Below are 17571 nucleotides of genomic sequence, written 5' to 3'. Positions count from 1 at the left end.
TTGTAAAAACGTTATAATGAAAAGATACGGAGCTTTGTGAGTGCAATGTTAGCTCCATTACTAACGTTCGGAGGATTTAACAATGATTGAATTAGCAGATGTACGCAATGTGTTAGACACTACAGCCAAAAAACTGGCGGACTTCAGGGGGTCTCTTTGACTTAGAAAACAAAGAGGCACGCATTCAGGAGCTAGATGAAATGATGCTAGAGCCTGGCTTTTGGGATGATCAGCAAGGGGCACAGGTGACCATCAATGAAGGCAATGGCTTAAAAGCAATCGTCAATGAATATAAAGATTTAGTGGAAACCCATGAAAATTTAGATATGACACTGGAGCTTTTACAGGAAGAGCCAGATGAAGAGTTACAGGAAGAACTAGGCAAAGAGCTAGCAGAATTCCAGCAAAAAATGGGGGATTTTGAGCTGCAATTGCTGTTAAGTGGTCCATATGATCAAAATAATGCTATTTTAGAGCTACACCCTGGTGCCGGTGGAACGGAATCTCAGGACTGGGGTTCTATGCTGTTACGTATGTATACAAGATGGGCGGAGAAGCGTGGATTTAAAGTGGAGACTGTGGACTATCTTCCTGGTGATGAAGCAGGGATTAAATCGGTAACATTGTCGATTAAAGGTCACAATGCTTTCGGTTATTTACAGGCTGAAAAAGGCGTGCATCGTCTAGTGCGTATCTCACCATTCGATTCGTCAGGTCGTCGTCATACATCATTTGTTTCTTGTGATGTTATGCCAGAGTTCGACGAAAATATTGAAATCGACATTCGCACAGAGGATTTAAAAATTGATACGTATCGTGCTACAGGTGCGGGTGGTCAGCATATTAATACGACAGATTCAGCAGTTCGTATTACACATATTCCGACTGGTACTGTTGTACAGTGTCAAGCAGAGCGTTCACAGATTAAAAACCGTGAAAAAGCGATGACGATGCTAAAAGGGAAATTATATCAATTAGAGTTAGATAAGCAGCAAGCGCAACTAGATGAAATACGTGGTGAGCAAAAGGAAATCGGCTGGGGCTCACAAATTCGTTCGTATGTATTCCACCCATACTCTATGGTGAAGGATCACCGTACGAATGAAGAAACAGGTAATGTTGGTGCAGTGATGGACGGCGATTTAGATCCGTTTATTAATGCCTATTTACGCTCGAAAATTGGCTAATACACAAATCCCCCAAGAGGTGTTCTTGGGGGATTTTCTAGTTAAAAGGGAGGGTGATATGGCGCATCTTGGCTAAGCTGCTTGCGCTCGTTCATGTAATATTTATAGAGCATCGATGCATTCAAAAACTGTTTACTAATCGAGGCATATTGAATAGGTAGTTCAATTGTTTTACCATTTTTTAATGTGACAACACACCCCGTCTGACTTGGTGTAATATTGATAATCGCGTGAAGTCCAATCCATATATTATGAATGGAGTTCGGGGAATAAGTTGGTAGAAAAATACAGGGATAGCCGTAGTCAAAGGCCACGACGATTGGTAGCTTATGTTGATTGCCAAAGAAACGTTTAGCCGATAGTTTTGCAGCTTCATAGGTTGAACCTAATGAGATACAAGATTTTCGAAGCACATGCATCGGTTTACGCGTGACGATCAGCTCATTGTGCTTATCGATAACATGAGTGAAAACCTTGGAGTTGTGCTGAATAGGTTGAAGCAAGTAAGTGTTGAATGAAATTAAGTAGCTATTGACAAAATTGCTAGTCATATAGAGAGAGCCTCCTTTTTCTGTTGATAACGGTAGTGTAGAACAAAATGAGAGTTTCAAAAAATAGACAAAGTAGCTGAAAACCCTTCAGAAAAGAATGAAATGCTTAGAGAATTCACTGCAAATGTCACGAGATTAATAGCTAATCCAAGTTATTTTCAATTCGTAAGCATTGCAATTTAATTTCAATTTTCATATAATTTAGAAAAGGATCGAGGTGAGATCGTTGGATAAATATTATTCGTACACAGATTTTCTAAAAGCCGTGGGTCAGTCGAAAAAAGTTGATGAGGCAGAGAAATTATTAAACGAGATTTATTTAGATTTATTTTTAAATCGTATCCAGCGTATGCATCGTCAAGAGCAACTCATGGTTCTGATAGACAGAGTACTCGATGAAAAAGATGAAAACGCATTTTACCAATACGCAGCCGAACTACATTCCTTGCAGCAAACAGAGGATGAATCATACTAACGAACCCGCTCTCCATGTCTATTGGAGAGCGGGATTTTTTTGTGTGCTTTGAAAACCCCCTGCTATGCAGGGGGTTCCGGAAAGCTTTTAGCTATGGACAATAAAAAAACTCCAAACGTACAATAAAGTCAGGTCTAGTCAACCGACTTCGTACGAAAGGAGCCACCATAAATGGATAACAAAAGTTTAGCACATACAACGTGGAATTGTAAGTATCATATCGTCTTTGCGCCAAAGTATAGAAGGCAGATTATTTATAGTCAAATTAAAGCAGATGTTGGAAGAATATTGCGCCAATTATGTGAAAGAAAAGATGTAGAAATCATAGAGGCAACAGCCTGTCCTGACCACATTCATATGTTGGTAAGTATTCCACCGAAATTGAGTGTATCTGCGTTCATGGGTTATTTAAAAGGGAAGAGTAGTCTAATGATTTTCGACCGACATGCGAATTTAAAGTATAAATACGGTAATCGTCAATTCTGGTGTCGAGGATACTATGTGGACACAGTCGGCCGAAATAAGAAAAAGATACAAGAGTATATAAAAAATCAATTACAAGAAGATATCCTGCAAGATCAAATGACGATGAAAGAATTCATTGACCCATTCACAGGAGAAGAAATCAAGAGAAAGAAAAAATAAGTAAGCCGCTTTAGCGGTTTGTGTGAAAACGGAGTGCGGTTGGCAGACCATTCAGAATGTCTTTAGACATGGGCCAGTACCCCAGCGTTTCACGCGCAGAGCAAACCACCAGTTATACTGGTGGTTCTGATTTGATTGAAGGAGAGCTGCTGGTTCAAAAAGTGAGAGTCTTCGCTTATAAAAGAGGGAGAGTTGCTCAGAAAGTAAGAACTCCTGCTCAGGAGTAAATCCGCTCTCAAAGCAAGAGCCCTGGCTCATAAAAGAATGCAACCCACGCCAAAAATCTGTTACCCCACTCACAAAAGCAGAAGCCCTCTACTGAAAATATTATGACTTCTACTCAAGAATCGAAATCTATTGAATAGATTAAGCTTGAAAATGTGTTGAAGCGGCTATTATGAGAGTAATAAGTATTCTTCGCTTCACGGTTATTCATTTAAATTTTAGGGATAAAAAAATTTTTACAAACATTCGTTCGTTAAATGTTCGAAATTTTAATATTGCTATGCTAAAATATATGTACAAATTGGAAGGAAAGGATGGGGACAGGTGTGCAAACATTTGATTTACAAGCGCCATATCAGCCTAACGGGGATCAGCCACAGGCAATTGCGGAATTAGTGGAGGGTGTGAAAGCGGGCAAGCGTCATCAAACATTACTTGGTGCTACGGGAACAGGTAAAACGTTTACCATTTCTAATGTCATCCAGCAAATTAAAAAACCAACACTCATTATGGCACATAATAAAACACTAGCTGGCCAGTTATATAGTGAGTTTAAAGAGTTCTTCCCGAATAACGCTGTTGAATATTTTGTCAGCTACTATGATTACTACCAACCAGAAGCCTATGTACCGCAGACAGATACCTATATAGAAAAAGATTCCAGCATTAACGATGAAATTGATAAGCTGCGTCACTCTGCTACTTCTGCATTATTTGAGCGTGATGATGTCATCATTATTGCATCTGTGTCCTGTATTTATGGTTTAGGTTCTCCTGAAGAATATCGAGAAATGGTTGTATCAATTCGCACAGGTATGGAAATTGAACGTAATCAGCTACTGCGCAAACTTGTAGATGTTCAATACGAGCGTAATGATGTCAGTTTTACTCGGGGAACATTTCGGGTACGTGGAGATGTAGTGGAAATTTTCCCAGCCTCACGTGACGAGCATTGTATTCGGGTGGAGTTTTTCGGTGATGAAATCGATCGTATTCGAGAGGTGGATGCCTTAACTGGAGAAATTTTATCGGATCGAGAGCATGTTGCTATATTCCCGGCATCCCACTTCGTTACACGAGAAGAGAAAATGCGAAAAGCGATTGAAAACATTGAAAAAGAATTAGAGGAACGTCTTGCGTTGCTACGTGCAGAGGATAAATTACTAGAGGCACAGCGCCTAGAGCAACGGACACGTTATGATTTAGAAATGATGCGTGAAATGGGCTTTTGCTCAGGGATTGAAAACTATTCACGCCATTTAACATTGCGTGGAGCAGGTGCCACTCCATATACATTGCTAGATTACTTCCCAGATGACTTTTTGCTTGTAGTAGATGAAAGTCACGTAACACTTCCTCAGGTTCGTGGTATGTACAATGGTGACCAAGCTCGTAAAGGTGTACTCGTAGAACATGGTTTCCGTTTGCCATCAGCACTTGATAACCGTCCACTACGTTTTGAAGAATACGAAAACCGAGTGCATCAGGCCATTTATGTTTCAGCCACACCAGGCCCTTATGAGCTGGAGCATACGCCGGAAATGGTTGAGCAAATTATTCGACCTACTGGATTATTGGATCCGTTAATTGAAGTGCGACCTATTGAAGGGCAAATCGATAATTTAATTGATGAAATTCAAGATCGAATTGCCCAAAATGAACGGGTTTTAGTGACAACATTAACGAAGAAAATGTCAGAAGATTTAACGGCTTACTTGAAAGAAATGGGCTTAAAGGTCGAGTACCTACATTCCGAAATTAAAACGCTAGAACGTATTGAGATTATTCGTGAGCTACGTAAAGGAACGTACGATGTACTCATCGGTATTAATCTCTTGCGTGAAGGGCTTGATATTCCTGAGGTGTCACTTGTAGCGATTCTTGATGCTGATAAAGAAGGATTTTTACGTTCGGAACGTTCATTAATTCAAACGATTGGTCGTGCTGCACGTAATGCAAATGGTCATGTCATTATGTATGCGGACCATGTAACAGATTCGATGAAAAAGGCAATTGATGAAACACAACGTCGTCGTGCATTGCAAATGGCTTACAACGAGGAGCATGGCATAACGCCTCAAACCATTATCAAGAAAATCCCAGATGTAATTCGTGCGACACAAGTGGCAGAAGAAGAAGAATCCTATGTGACAAAGGCTACGAAAGGCAAAAAGCTGACAAAGGCGGAAAGAGAACAGCTTTTGGCTTCCTTAGAGGTCGAAATGAAGGAAGCAGCAAAAGCGCTTGATTTTGAACGTGCGGCTGAGTTGCGAGATACAATATTTGAATTGAAGGTAGAAGGGTGAATGACTTGTGAAAAATACTGAAATTGTCGTGCAAGGTGCACGTGCTCATAATTTAAAAAATATCAATGTCACAATTCCACGTGACCAATTAGTCGTATTAACAGGTTTATCAGGCTCAGGAAAATCTTCTCTAGCATTTGACACAATTTATGCGGAGGGCCAACGTCGTTATGTTGAGTCCCTTTCTGCCTATGCCCGTCAATTTTTAGGACAAATGGATAAGCCAGATGTCGATGCAATAGAAGGATTATCGCCTGCTATTTCCATTGACCAAAAAACAACGAGTCGTAATCCACGTTCTACGGTTGGTACGGTAACGGAAATCTATGATTACTTACGATTACTTTATGCACGCATTGGTAAACCGATCTGTCCAAATCATGGCATAGAAATCACTTCCCAAACGATTGAGCAGATGGTAGACCGTTTATTATCATATCCAGAAAGAACAAAAATGCAGCTTCTTGCGCCGATGGTTTCTGGACGCAAGGGAACCCATGTTAAACTGCTAGAGGATTTAAAAAAGCAAGGGTTTGTTCGTGTGCGAATTGATGGGGAATTACGGGATTTAGATGATGCGATTGATCTTGATAAAAATAAAAAGCACTCGATTGAAGTAGTAGTGGACCGTGTTGTTATGAAGGAAGGTATTGCCTCACGTTTGAGTGACTCCTTAGAAACAGCTTTACGTTTGGCTGATGGTCGTGTACTTGTTGATGTGATGGAGTATGAAGAATTATTATTTAGTGAACATCATGCTTGCCCGATATGTGGTTTTTCTATAGGCGAGCTAGAGCCTCGTATGTTTTCATTTAATAGCCCGTTTGGTGCTTGCACAAGCTGCGATGGCTTAGGCTCAACACAGGAAGTGGATTTAGATTTAGTCGTTCCAGATTGGGATCGTTCCTTGTTAGAGCATGCTATTGCTCCATGGGAACCGACTAGTTCACAGTACTATCCACAATTATTAAAAGCGGTGTGTGATCACTACGATATCCCAATGGACGTGCCTGTGAAGGATTTACCAAAGGAAAAGATGGATAAGGTTTTATATGGCTCAGGAAAAGACAAAATTCACTTCCATTATGAAAATGAGTTTGGCAATGTGCGAGACCAAATGATTGAATTTGAAGGTGTTGTGCGCAATGTGGAACGCCGTTTTAAAGAAACAACATCCGATTATGTTCGTGAGCAAATGGAAAAATATATGGCACAGCAGCCATGTCCGTCCTGTAAAGGTTATCGTTTAAAGCCTGAGACGTTAGCTGTGAAAGTAGCAGATAAGCATATTGGTGAAGTCACACAATATTCGATTCAGGAAGCGGACACATTTTTCAAAGAGTTGGATTTAACTGAAAAGGATATGCAAATTGCTCGACTGGTTTTACGAGAAATTGAAGAACGATTGGGCTTCCTTGTCAACGTAGGTTTAGATTATTTGACATTGAGTCGTGCAGCAGGGACATTATCAGGCGGAGAGGCGCAACGTATTCGGCTCGCTACACAAATCGGCTCACGTTTAACAGGAGTTCTCTATATTTTAGATGAGCCTTCTATTGGTTTGCATCAACGTGATAATGATCGTTTAATTAACACGCTGCAAAATATGCGTGATATCGGCAATACGTTAATTGTGGTAGAGCATGATGAAGATACGATGTTGGCAGCCGATTATCTTATTGATGTGGGACCTGGAGCAGGTGTTCATGGCGGTCAAATTGTGGCAGCAGGCACACCACAGGAAGTTATGAAGAATGAAAACTCTCTAACAGGGCAATATTTAAGTGGTAAAAAATTCATTCCATTACCAGTGGAAAGACGTCAACCAAATGGTCGTAAGCTGTCCATTAAAGGCGCTAAGGAAAATAATTTACGTAACGTCAAAGTGGATGTGCCACTGGGTTTATTTGTAGCGGTGACAGGTGTGTCAGGCTCTGGGAAATCGACACTGATAAATGAAATTTTATATAAATCATTGGCACAGAAGCTGAATCGTTCAAAGGTTAAGCCTGGAGAACATAAAGAAGTGACGGGCCTAGATGAGCTTGAAAAAGTAATCGATATTGACCAATCACCAATTGGTCGTACGCCTCGTTCAAACCCAGCAACGTATACAGGTGTCTTTGATGATATTCGTGATGTTTTTGCGGCAACAAATGAAGCAAAGGTACGAGGCTATAAAAAAGGTCGCTTTAGCTTTAATGTTAAAGGTGGACGCTGTGAAGCATGTCGAGGAGATGGCATTATTAAAATCGAAATGCACTTCCTTCCAGATGTTTATGTTCCATGTGAGGTATGTCATGGTAAACGTTATAATCGTGAAACACTTGAAGTGAAGTATAAAGATAAGAGTATTGCAGATATACTTGATATGACGATTGAAAATGCAGTAGTGTTCTTTGAAAATATTCCTAAAATCCAGCGTAAACTACAAACGATTGTCGATGTGGGCTTGGGCTATATGAAATTGGGACAACCAGCTACCACTTTATCGGGTGGTGAGGCACAGCGCGTAAAGCTAGCCTCTGAGTTACACCGAAGATCTACAGGGAAATCCTTCTATATTTTGGATGAGCCAACGACAGGTTTACATGCCGATGATATTGCTCGATTGCTCGTCGTGTTGCAGCGGCTTGTTGAAAATGGGGACTCTGTGTTAGTCATTGAGCATAATTTAGACGTTATTAAAACCGCTGATTATATCATCGACTTAGGGCCAGAAGGTGGAGATAAAGGTGGCACTATCGTTGCAACAGGTACACCAGAAGAGGTAGTAAAAGTCGCTGGCTCTTACACAGGGAAATACTTAAAACCTATCCTGGAACGTGATCGTCTGCGAATGGATGCATTGCTAGTAGAAGCGTCTCAATCTTAACAGACCCAATTTATTCAATTTTGCAGTGAAACTTTTCATATGATGAATCGTATAAATAGTATAACGAACTGAGGGAGGCTATTTATTTATGCAAAATGAACGTCAACGAATTTTAGAACTTGTAGAAAAAGGAACGATTTCGGCACAAGAGGCGATTACATTACTAGAAGCATTAGAGCAACCTGGCAAGTCTACTCAAAATGTTATGGATGATGTGTCAAAAGAGGCGCAATCCTTTTCAACTGAAAAAGAAGAGTCACTATTTGAAGAAAAATCAAAAGATGGTGACAAGAAAAAAGATGATTTTATGAAATATTTCCAAGATGAAATGCAAGATTTTCGTAAGGATTTAACGCAAATCGGTTCTCTTTTTATGGATATGATGAATACCGCTGTTAAAAAGGTAAAGGAATTTGATGTAGCATCTCCATTTGGAGATAAAATTGAATTTACACATACAGAAGAAGTGGCAGCTGCTAACGTAGACAATGTTATTGTTGAATTGCCAAATGGTAATTTCTCATTGGAAGCAAGTGGAGGAGATACGATTCAGGTAGTTTGTAAGGTGAAAGCACCGCTGATGAATGAGAGCGAGGAAGAAACACGCAATCACTTTTTAGAGCAATTTGTTGTAAAAGAGGATGAGCGTTCACTTCGCATTTTAAGCCAATTAAAGCTTGTTCAAGTCAATGTAAAGGTGCAAGTACCTAAGGATAAACTTGAAAAATTATCTGTTCGTCTCATGAATGGTAGTGCGTCACTACAGGATATAGAATTTGAAGAATTAAAAGTTAAAACATTGAACGGAGCTATTAAAGGCACTAAGTTTAATTTTGGAAAAGCGGAAGTGGACTCTTCTAATGGTTCCATTGAATTAACGAATGTTCGTGGTAAGGATTTAGAGGCTGAAACATTGAATGGACGTGTTTATTTAGATGGAGCTTTGGATGAGGTAGAGGCGAAGTCTGTCAATGGACATGTAGTGGTAACAACTTGTTCCACAAATTCATCTAAAATAAAAGCTCAAACAGTTGCTGGAGCGGTGGAAATATATGTCCCACGTACCATTTCATTAAGTGGTAAAGTTGTGACGAATTTCGGGAAAGTAGATGTAGGCATTCAGGATGTTTCTAAAATGGAGTCACAGGACCAATTCCTATCCAAAGTAGTACGCTTTGATAAAGAAGTTGAAAGTGCAAATCGCTTATTTATCGAAGGCGAATCGAAAACTGGCGCCGTTTTAGTGCGCTACACAACAACGGACGAACAACAAATGTAACATGGGAAGCATTCAGGCGAAAGCTTGAATGCTTCTTGCGATTTCAAACAGTATTCGACTTGGTTTATCGTCGATTGCTGTTTTTATTTTTGTCATTTTTTTAATGATAATGGCAATGAAAGAACGAAATAGAAGGAACTGGCACGTATTGAAATGAAACTGTAATAAAAAAACAGAAATAGAGTGCTATAATAGTAAAAGAAATACCTCTTACATAGATGAGAGTTTTAGGTGGTTTAATCATGATAGAAATGAAAAATGTGACAAAGAAGTACCCAAACGGTGTAGTTGCGACAAATGGTATTTCCGTTAATATAAAGCAAGGCGAATTTGTGTATGTAGTTGGTCCAAGTGGAGCAGGTAAATCTACATTTATTAAATTGATGTATCGTGAAGAAAAGGCAACATCAGGGCAAATTATAGTCAATGGTATTGATTTAGCAACATTAAAAAATAAGAAGGTCCCTTTTTTGCGCCGTCAACTTGGCGTAGTTTTCCAGGACTTCAAATTACTACCTCGTTTGAATGTTTATGAGAATGTAGCATTTGCACTTGAAGTAATTGAGGAAAATCCAGATGAAATCCGACGTCGTGTGATGGAAGTATTAGAACTGGTGGGATTAAAGCATAAAGCAAGAATGTTCCCGAATGAGCTTTCAGGTGGGGAACAGCAACGAGTGTCGATTGCACGCTCAATCGTCAATGTTCCTAAAGTGGTGATTGCAGATGAACCAACAGGGAACCTCGATCCTGAAACATCGTGGGAAATCATGAATTTATTTGAGGAAATTAATGCTCGAGGGACAACCATTGTGATGGCGACCCATAACCGTGAAATTGTCAATACGATTCGTCGTCGTGTTATCGCAATTGAAGGCGGTTTAATTGTCCGTGATGAACACGGAGGTGAATACGGCTATGAAATTTAATACAGTAAAGCGCCACTTCCGAGAAAGTGTGAAATCACTTGGCCGAAATAGCTGGATGACCATTGCGTCTGTCAGTGCCGTAACAGTTACGCTTATACTAGTAGGCGTTTTTGCGCTTATTATGATGAATTTAAATAAAGTAGCGACTGATTTAGAAAACGATGTTGAGATTAAAGTTTTAATTGATGAGACAGCAGATGAAGCTGCAGAAAAAGCACTCGTCGAAAAAGTCAAAAAATTGCCTGGTGTGTCAGAGATGACCTATTCCACTAAGGAAGATGAGTTAACTAAGTTAGTAAAAGATTTTGGTGATGATTTTAAGCTATTTGAACAAAGCAACCCTTTACGTAATGTAATCTATGTAAAAGCTGCTGATCCCCAGCAAACAGCTAAAATTGCAAAAGCGATAGATAAATATGAGTATACGTATGACGTTATGTATGGCGAAGGAAAAGTTGAAAAACTATTTAACTTCTTAAATATTAGTCGTAATGTAGGCATCGTACTTATTTTAGGGTTATTATTCACGGCGATTTTCTTAATTTCGAATACAATTCGTATTACTATTATTGCTCGTAGAGATGAAATTGAAATTATGAAACTTGTAGGGGCTACGAATTCATTCGTACGTATCCCATTCCTATTGGAAGGTATGTGGCTCGGAATTTTAGGTTCGATTATTCCGATTGCGGTTGTCACAACCCTTTACCACAATGTATATAAAATTATTGCACCACGTTTACAAGGTGAGCTAATTCAATTACTTGATTTTTCTCCACTTGTGTATCAGGTGAGCGGTCTCCTGTTACTCATTGGCGTGCTTATCGGTGTTTGGGGAAGCTTTATGTCAGTGCGTAAGTTTTTAAAAATTTAGTCACAACGGATATTTGTGAAGAAGAAAAAGAATAGTCGAAGGGGAGTTCAATCGGTGAAAAGTAAGGCGAAAAAAACATTGAAAACACTTGCAGCAGCATCTGCTCTATTTCTTTTTATCCAAACTCCATCAGCATATGCAACAAGTTTATCGGATTTAAAAGAAGAAAAGAAACAAATCGAAACAAAGAAATATGATTTAAATTCATCCATTAGTAATAAGTCAAATGCCATCACGGCTAATCAAGAAAAGCAACAAAAAATCTTAGATCAAATTCAAGCATTGAACGCTGAAATCGACAAAACCAATAGTAATATTAAAAATGTTCAAGCAGATATTCATACAACAAATGAAGAAATAAAAAAATTAGAAGCTTCCATTAAAGAACTTCTGCATAAAATTGAAGAGCGAGATTTATTATTACAAGAACGTGCACGTGCGATTCAAGCTGGTGGCTCGGTAAGCTATTTAGATGTTTTGCTTGGATCTAATAGCTTTGTAGACTTCATTGATCGCTTCTCTGCAGTTAATGCACTATTAGAAGCGGATCGTCAAATTATTCAAGATCAAAAAGATGATAAACAACAGTTAGAAGAGCAAAAGCAAAGTGTAGAAGAAAAACGTCAAAAATTGGAAGGCAAGAAAGCTGAGCTTGAACAATTAAAGGCATCTTTAGATAGCCAAAAAGCTGAGAAAAATAAACTAGTTGACCAATTAGAAAAAGAGCAAGAAAAGCTCAAATCTGAAAAAGTATTACTTGAAAAAGAGTACTCAGAAGCATTAGAAGTAAGCCAAGAATTACAAGATCAAATCATTGCTGAGCAAAAACGTTTAGCTGAAATTGCTCGTCAACAAGAAGCAAAACGTAAAGCAGCTGCTGCGGCGGCAGCGGCTGCAGCAGCCAACAATGGTGGTGGTTCATCAGGTGGTACTGTGAACGCGCCTCAATCAAATGGTACTTGGATTAAACCAACGAACGGCCGCCTAACATCACCTTATGGCTGGCGTAATATTGGAGCTGGCCCTGAATTCCATTACGGTGTGGACCTTGCAAATGCAACAGGAACACCGATTTGGGCAGCGGCGGATGGTGTAGTTTCTTATGCAGCACCACTTAGTTCTTATGGTAATGTTGTCATTTTAACGCACTCAGTTGATGGACAAATTTATACAACAGTTTATGCCCATTTAAGTGCATTTAATGTTAGTGTAGGACAAGAAGTAACACAAGGTCAGCAAATTGCAGCAATGGGTAGTACAGGTCGCTCTACTGGCCCTCACTTACACTTTGAAGTGCATATTGGTCCTTGGCGAGGACAAGCTGTGGGCAGTGTAAACCCACTAAAATATATTCCATTGTAAAATAGAACAGCTATACATTAGAGAATTCTAGTGTATAGCTTTTTTTATTTCATCTATATCTTTAGAAGATAAGAACTCCCTCCTCTATGAGTAACGGCTATTATAAGATTCTATTTAATGTTATGATGAATATATACATAGTGGGGTATTTTTAACAGATGTTAATTTCTGAAGATTTTCTGAACACAGTGTGAAATATTCTTATTTTAAAAGGGTTCTATGCTATGCTGTATCTAACTTTCGGAGGAGGATTTGTTGGAGTGATTAATACAGAGTGGTACTCGATTCGAGCACTAACTTTACCAGCTACTGCAGTGGCTTTACTCATTACATTTTTTATAGTGTGGCTCATATTACGCGTGCAATTTTCAAAAAAATGGTCTGAAGTATATGCTGATGCGATTTTTACATTTCTCATTGTTTGGAAACTAAGCCTACTTGTGACTGATTTCAAAGCTGTTGTGAATAATCCAATGTCATTACTTTATTTCAATGGCGGTACAATAGGTGTTTATCTCGGCGTCATCGTAGTGTCCTTACAAATATGGAGAAAGCGGCACAATCTTCAGCTTGAAAAACAAGATATTATCCCTTGTAGCTGGGCTATTATTTTAACGCAATCTATTTACCAAATGATTGTCGTGCTACTCAATGACAACACTACATCGAGTGAAATCATTACATTAGTTGTGCTAAGTGTATTAACCATCATCATATTATGGAAACTAGCAGCGATGAAACAAGCTTTATTATTGTATACAGTTGGCTATTTGATCGTAGCTCTCTTCCAAACCCTTGGTATATGGCAAACAACTGTGGGTGTGAGTGTAGTACTACTTTGTTTGGGATTAGCCATTCAATATGAACGAATCAATGTGGGAGGTAAAGAATGAAAAAAAATATTGGGCTACTGATCGTTGTGCTATTAGTGATTGCGATGATTGGTACATATGTGAGACAACAAATTAACGAAGAACGTGCTATTGAAAAGTCTGCTCTTGGTAAGGATATGGAGGAGCTAGAAACGGGTTTAAAAAAAGGGGATATACCGCCTGATTTCACCTTAACAAGCTTAGACGGAGAAGATATCACATTAAGTGATTTGCGTGGAAAAAAGGTTGTACTAAATTTCTGGGCGACATGGTGCCCACCTTGTAAGGCGGAAATGCCGCATATGCAAAGTTTCTACGATGAGTATGCTAAAGAGAAAAACGTTGAAATTATAGCTGTCAATTTAACAAGTGCAGAACGGGATGTGACTGCCGATGCCAAAGTAGACACAGTGATGACATTTAGAGATAGCTTTGAGCTAACATTCCCCATTTTATTGGACCCAGACAATGACGCTGGCTTAGATTATCAAATCATCACCATTCCAACCACTTATTTTATTGATTCCAACGGCTATATCCAACGCGCCATCAGAGGACCAATGGATGTAGATATGTTAAATGATTATGTAGATGCACTAGATTAATTCATAAAAAATCTGTTCGTTTTCTATAGTAGAAACGAGCAGATTTTTTATTTTTATAAGAATTAAGGAAATACTCGCGGAGTCAGAGGAAATACTCGCGGAGTCAGAGGAAATACTCGCGGAGTCAGAGGAAATACTCGCGGAGTCAGAGGGAATACTCGCGAAGGCAGAGGAAATACTCGCGGAGCCAGAGGAAATACTCGCGGAGACAGAGGGAATGCTCGCGGAGGCAGAGGGAATACTCGCGGAGCAAAGGAAAATACTCTCGAAGCAACAACCAACACCCATGAGAAAAGTGAAATATTCTCTCTTCATAAATTTGAAAGGTAATCTTGTATGTTTGAAAAAATAGAGTCATACAGTAAAAGAGACGGAGGAGGGAAGAATTGCGCAAATTAACGGCCGGTGTCGGAGTCCTGCTTAGTAGTTTGGTGGTAGGTAGTGGTATTTACTTTGATTGGTTTTCTAGTGACGATAAAAAGGAGCTTGTTACGGAGGTTGATACAATTGGTGAAGCCATGACACTTATTGAAGAAAAATCAGTCTACAGCACAAAAAAGGATGCATTGGTGGAGGGGGCTCTTCGCGGTATGGCTGATGCCATTAAGGATCCTTATAGTACGTATTACTCCCAGGAAGAGGCCGAGCAACATCGGCAAATGCTGGCTGAGGAAAGGGTAGGTATTGGGATTGAACTAGCAGAAAATAAAGGGAAGTTTATTGTTGTGTCTCCAGTTCGTTCTTCACCTGCTGAGAAAGCTGGTATGCGTTCACTCGATGAAATTGTACAAGTTGATGGAGTGCGTGTAGATGGGAAAACGATGAGTGAATTAATGCATTTAATTCAAGGTGAAAAAGGGTCGAAGGTAACTATTGTTGTCTACCGTCCGAGTGAGGATAAACATATTAAGATGACAATGGAGCGTGCTGCAATCTCTAATAAAACGGTATCGAGTGAGGTTATAAAAGTAGAAGATACAACCATCGGCTATGTGGCTATCTCATTGTTTGGGGAAAAAACGGCCAATGAATGGGTTGCTGAAACGAGTAAATTGCTTCGTAAAGATGTTGAAGGTATTGTGATTGATGTACGTGATAATCCAGGTGGTTATTTACATAGCGTCGCAGCGCTACTGAGCACGGTATTGGACAATGGCAAGGTATTTGCATATATGCAAAATGCGGAAGGTGCTATGGAACCATTGAAAACGCAAACGAAAGGCTTTGATGAAAAATATGTAGCAACGATGAACAAAATCCCAATCGTTGTCTTACAAAATCAAGGTAGTGCTTCAGCGAGTGAAGTATTGAGTGGTGCTTTAAAAGGCTGGGGACGTGCTTCACTGATTGGTGTCAAGAGTTTTGGGAAAGGGACTGTGCAGGAATCTTGGGAGCTATCAAATGGTGGAGAGCTGAAATTATCAACTAATAAATGGCTGACACCAAAACGCGAATGGATTCATGGGCAAGGCATTGAAGCAAGTTTAGTAATTGAGCAAAATGAATTATTTGCTTTTCAACTACATCCACTAACAGGTAAATTTAAAGTCGGTGATATGAGTGAGGAGATCGCCTATTCACAAACTGCCTTACAGAAACTAGGCTATCAAATAGATCGTTTAGATGGCTATATGGATGAAACGACTGCAGAGGCCGTCAACCTTTATCGCAAACAGAAAAAATTAAAATTAGCAGAAGATGAATTTTATATGGATACAACTTTCTTCAATAGCTTAAATGAGACATTAAAAAATTATAAAGCGGATCGTCAAAATGACCAGCAATTCCAGATGGCCACTAGCTTTTTACTGCACACTATTGAACAATAAACCTATCTGACAGAACAAAAATAACATAATACAAAGCTTTCGATGAGTTTGTACTACGCAAGAGTGTAGTCGTTTGATACAATAAATTCATAGTATTCAAGATAGAAATGGCGGGTGTTCGTATGGTTAGTGAGATTTTAATAGAAATTGTAACAGCGATTGGCCGCTTTTTACTCAACCCATTACTGTATATAGTCATAATATTTGCTATTTTTTTAGGATATCGTCGTGTAAAACAGGAGCGTAAATATTTTAATAGACGTATTATTTGGGGCTGGACAGAGTTAATCGGACAATGGAAAGATGGATGGCTTTATGCACTGCTCATTTCTCTTATCAGTATTGTCGCAGGGCTTACTGTACCAAAAGAATTTTTAATCATTTTAATAGTAATTTCTATAGTAGCGCTAGTCCTGTACCTTATTAATGCACTATCGCCCATTGTGACAATGGGTATTGCAACACTTGTGATATGGGCCATGTCCTATTACAATTGGACATTTACTTGGTGGATATTTTCCTTGGAGGGGAGCAATTTAGAGGATGGCGCAATTGTTACGATTACCATTTTGGCAGGCCTTTGTGTTATCGCAGAGGGGCTATTAATCCGTCGTGCTGCCATGAAGGTATCAACGCCTTCCATAGAGAAAACAAAGCGGGGTATGCAGGCTATTGTCTATCGCACAAAAAATGTATGGGTATTACCTATTTTCTTTGTTATGCCTGGTGATGCTATATCGGCTGTATTGCCATATTGGCCACTGTTTACGATAGGTGATAGTAGCTTTGCACTTGTTTTATTCCCTCTTATCATTGGCTTTGCTAAGCTATCAAGAAAGGAATTACCAGTCATAAAATTACCTAAAATAGGGCGATCTGTCTTATTGCTTGGAGAGCTTATTTTAATAGGTGGCTTAGCTGCTTATTTTGAGCCGATGATCGGTTTCATCGTACTTGGTGTTGGGGCAATTATACGTATCATCATCTCTATCTACTTTGCACAGCAGGATAAAACAGATCATTATGCCGTTGCACCAAGTACAAAGGGTGCCATTATCGCAGCTGTTCTTCCTGATTCGCCAGCAGAAAAAATGGGCTTGCTTGCAGGGGAATGTATTCGTAAAGTAAATGGAAAATCTATTTTTACAGAGAATGAGCTATACGAGGCATTGCAATTAAATGCAGCACACTGTCGTCTAGAAGTGTTGGACCGCAACAATGAAATTCGTTTAACACAGCATGTGATTTACAGCAATGATCATTACCGTATTGGTTTATTACTAGCTGAGCCGAGGGAAATATAATGGATGTTTTTGGAAAAATGATATTAGCGCTATTTATACCAGCGATCCTTGTCTTATTGTTTACAAGAATTACCTATAATCGCTATGTTGCGCTGTTATTAGCGATTGCACTTATCGCAGCTTCTGTTTATGCAGGCTATACATCTTCGCCTATTATTTATGTGATGGATGCATTTTCATTAACCGTAGGCTTTTGGTTAGCTAGTAAAATGAAGAAATAAAAAGGTCAGTCCTCTCAAAGGGGATTGACCTT

General features: G+C 39.3%; 15 protein-coding genes. 14 read left to right on the top strand and 1 reads right to left on the bottom strand.

Translation table 11 applies throughout. The annotated features are described in order from the left end of the window. Nucleotides 1–85: 85 nt before the first annotated feature. Nucleotides 86–1187 (top strand): peptide chain release factor 2 gene (gene prfB / locus MHI34_RS03640; protein ID WP_101966489.1). Its coding sequence is split into 2 segments (ribosomal slippage): nt 86–157 and nt 159–1187, totalling 1101 coding nucleotides; the frame shifts between segments, so codons are not numbered across the junction. Between the two features lie 41 nt (nt 1188–1228). On the opposite strand, the gene MHI34_RS03635 is transcribed toward prfB, so the two are convergent. Beyond that, nucleotides 1229–1738, bottom strand: coding sequence for a competence protein ComK (locus tag MHI34_RS03635; protein WP_036120991.1), 510 nt, complete (start codon nt 1736–1738; stop codon nt 1229–1231). Nucleotides 1739–1964: 226 nt separating this feature from the next. Between MHI34_RS03635 and MHI34_RS03630 the strand changes: the two genes are divergently transcribed. From MHI34_RS03630 to MHI34_RS03570, 13 genes are all read left to right on the top strand, one after another. Next, nucleotides 1965–2213: an IDEAL domain-containing protein gene (locus tag MHI34_RS03630; RefSeq protein ID WP_036120988.1), complete on the top strand. Its 249-nt coding sequence runs from the start codon at nt 1965–1967 to the stop codon at nt 2211–2213. Nucleotides 2214–2384: 171 nt separating this feature from the next. Further along, nucleotides 2385–2858: an IS200/IS605 family transposase gene (gene tnpA / locus MHI34_RS03625; protein ID WP_271912593.1), complete on the top strand. Its 474-nt coding sequence runs from the start codon at nt 2385–2387 to the stop codon at nt 2856–2858. A gap of 539 nt (nt 2859–3397) precedes the next feature. After that, nucleotides 3398–5389, top strand: a complete 1992-nt coding sequence (gene uvrB / locus MHI34_RS03620; protein WP_342504112.1) for an excinuclease ABC subunit UvrB — start codon at nt 3398–3400, stop codon at nt 5387–5389. Nucleotides 5390–5396: 7 nt separating this feature from the next. Then, nucleotides 5397–8264 carry an excinuclease ABC subunit UvrA gene (gene uvrA, locus MHI34_RS03615; RefSeq protein WP_101966437.1) on the top strand — a complete coding sequence of 956 codons (2868 nt, stop codon included), beginning with the start codon at nt 5397–5399 and terminating at the stop codon, nt 8262–8264. 88 nt (nt 8265–8352) lie between these two features. Then, nucleotides 8353–9543, top strand: coding sequence for a DUF4097 family beta strand repeat-containing protein (locus tag MHI34_RS03610; protein WP_271912418.1), 1191 nt, complete (start codon nt 8353–8355; stop codon nt 9541–9543). 242 nt (nt 9544–9785) lie between these two features. Then, on the top strand, nt 9786–10472 hold the full coding sequence (gene ftsE / locus MHI34_RS03605; RefSeq protein ID WP_036120973.1) for a cell division ATP-binding protein FtsE: 687 nt from the start codon (nt 9786–9788) through the stop codon (nt 10470–10472). After that, nucleotides 10462–11346, top strand: coding sequence for a permease-like cell division protein FtsX (gene ftsX, locus MHI34_RS03600; protein WP_036120971.1), 885 nt, complete (start codon nt 10462–10464; stop codon nt 11344–11346). Before ftsE ends, ftsX begins: the two co-directional genes overlap by 11 nt. 54 nt (nt 11347–11400) lie before the next feature. Then, nucleotides 11401–12708 carry a M23 family metallopeptidase gene (locus MHI34_RS03595; protein ID WP_249646027.1) on the top strand — a complete coding sequence of 436 codons (1308 nt, stop codon included), beginning with the start codon at nt 11401–11403 and terminating at the stop codon, nt 12706–12708. Nucleotides 12709–12968: 260 nt separating this feature from the next. Beyond that, nucleotides 12969–13601, top strand: a complete 633-nt coding sequence (locus MHI34_RS03590; protein ID WP_089934824.1) for a hypothetical protein — start codon at nt 12969–12971, stop codon at nt 13599–13601. After that, nucleotides 13598–14185, top strand: coding sequence for a redoxin domain-containing protein (locus tag MHI34_RS03585; protein WP_036128486.1), 588 nt, complete (start codon nt 13598–13600; stop codon nt 14183–14185). Before MHI34_RS03590 ends, MHI34_RS03585 begins: the two co-directional genes overlap by 4 nt. Nucleotides 14186–14571: 386 nt before the next feature. After that, nucleotides 14572–16014, top strand: a complete 1443-nt coding sequence (locus MHI34_RS03580) for a S41 family peptidase (protein ID WP_089934825.1) — start codon at nt 14572–14574, stop codon at nt 16012–16014. Nucleotides 16015–16136: 122 nt separating this feature from the next. Continuing rightward, nucleotides 16137–17318, top strand: coding sequence for a PDZ domain-containing protein (locus MHI34_RS03575; RefSeq protein WP_036120958.1), 1182 nt, complete (start codon nt 16137–16139; stop codon nt 17316–17318). Then, nucleotides 17318–17539 (top strand): DUF2198 family protein, encoded by a 222-nt coding sequence (locus MHI34_RS03570; RefSeq protein WP_036120955.1) that lies wholly within the window; start codon nt 17318–17320, stop codon nt 17537–17539. Before MHI34_RS03575 ends, MHI34_RS03570 begins: the two co-directional genes overlap by 1 nt. Nucleotides 17540–17571 lie beyond the last annotated feature (32 nt).

This window comes from Lysinibacillus sp. FSL L8-0126 (genome assembly GCF_038630385.1).
GTDB lineage: Bacteria > Bacillota > Bacilli > Bacillales_A > Planococcaceae > Lysinibacillus > Lysinibacillus fusiformis_D.
Note: the sequence above shows the minus strand (reverse complement) of the source record. Positions and strands in the feature narration are given on the sequence as shown.

What these genes read in the sequence shown, in the direction of transcription:
- MHI34_RS03635 (WP_036120991.1), bottom strand. Translation starts at nt 1,738, where the DNA reads ATGACTAGCAATTTTGTCAATAGCTACTTAATTTCATTCAACACTTAC.
- tnpA (WP_271912593.1), top strand. Translation starts at nt 2,385, where the DNA reads ATGGATAACAAAAGTTTAGCACATACAACGTGGAATTGTAAGTATCAT.
- MHI34_RS03575 (WP_036120958.1), top strand. Translation starts at nt 16,137, where the DNA reads ATGGTTAGTGAGATTTTAATAGAAATTGTAACAGCGATTGGCCGCTTT.
- uvrB (WP_342504112.1), top strand. Translation starts at nt 3,398, where the DNA reads ATGGGGACAGGTGTGCAAACATTTGATTTACAAGCGCCATATCAGCCT.
- MHI34_RS03585 (WP_036128486.1), top strand. Translation starts at nt 13,598, where the DNA reads ATGAAAAAAAATATTGGGCTACTGATCGTTGTGCTATTAGTGATTGCG.
- MHI34_RS03570 (WP_036120955.1), top strand. Translation starts at nt 17,318, where the DNA reads ATGGATGTTTTTGGAAAAATGATATTAGCGCTATTTATACCAGCGATC.
- MHI34_RS03610 (WP_271912418.1), top strand. Translation starts at nt 8,353, where the DNA reads ATGCAAAATGAACGTCAACGAATTTTAGAACTTGTAGAAAAAGGAACG.
- ftsX (WP_036120971.1), top strand. Translation starts at nt 10,462, where the DNA reads ATGAAATTTAATACAGTAAAGCGCCACTTCCGAGAAAGTGTGAAATCA.
- ftsE (WP_036120973.1), top strand. Translation starts at nt 9,786, where the DNA reads ATGATAGAAATGAAAAATGTGACAAAGAAGTACCCAAACGGTGTAGTT.